This window comes from Pseudomonas sp. FIP_A4 (assembly GCF_036701605.1).
GTDB lineage: Bacteria > Pseudomonadota > Gammaproteobacteria > Pseudomonadales > Pseudomonadaceae > Stutzerimonas > Stutzerimonas phenolilytica.
This window is the reverse complement of the sequence record NZ_JAYDXP010000093.1, coordinates 1-472: the sequence shown is the minus strand read 5'-3', so window position 1 is coordinate 472 and position 472 is coordinate 1. Positions and strand designations below refer to the sequence as shown.

The window sequence follows — 472 nt, the reverse complement described above, 5'->3', positions numbered from 1 at the left end:
CGTTGCTGCCGGTGATGGTGATGGTCAACGTTGCGCTGGACGGGTCGCCGTCGGCGTCCTGCATGGTGTAGGTGAAGGTTTCGGTGAGGGTTTCACCTTCGTCCAGGCCCTGCACAACGCCTCGGTGCTGAGCAACGCCGCCGAGGGCATCCTGGTGGTGGGTGAGGACGGCTATGTCACGTTCGCCAATCCGGCCATCGCCGAGCTGCAGGGCGAAACCTTCGCCGGTGACCAGCGGGTTGTCGGCAAAGCGTGGGTCCTGCTGCGCATCGGCAACTTCGAAGATGCCGCTGCCGGCGATGGTGTGGGTGCAGAAGGAGATTTCCCGCGGGGTTTCGCGCAGCAGCTGCAGCATGCCCAGCACCCCGTTGAGCAGCTCGAGCTGGTCAGCCTGGTCTACCGCGACACCCCGCTGTCGCTGGTCGGCGATCCGCAGCGGCTCAAGCAGGTGCTGACCAATCTGGTCAGCAAT

General features: G+C 64.8%; 1 protein-coding gene and 2 pseudogenes. 1 reads left to right on the top strand and 2 read right to left on the bottom strand.

Going from position 1 to position 472, the window contains the following annotated elements; genetic code table 11:
* Both U8L64_RS20255 and U8L64_RS20250 read right to left on the bottom strand, forming a co-directional pair.
* Positions 1-115, bottom strand: a 115-nt coding sequence (locus tag U8L64_RS20255) for a VCBS domain-containing protein (RefSeq protein WP_442965259.1), incomplete at its 3' end; no start/stop codon positions are given.
* A gap of 105 nt (positions 116-220) precedes the next feature.
* Positions 221-337: pseudogene (locus U8L64_RS20250) on the bottom strand (hypothetical protein); the annotation flags it as partial.
* Positions 338-370: 33 nt separating this feature from the next.
* Between U8L64_RS20250 and U8L64_RS20245 the strand changes: the two are divergent.
* Positions 371-472, top strand: a pseudogene (locus U8L64_RS20245) (hypothetical protein); the annotation flags it as partial.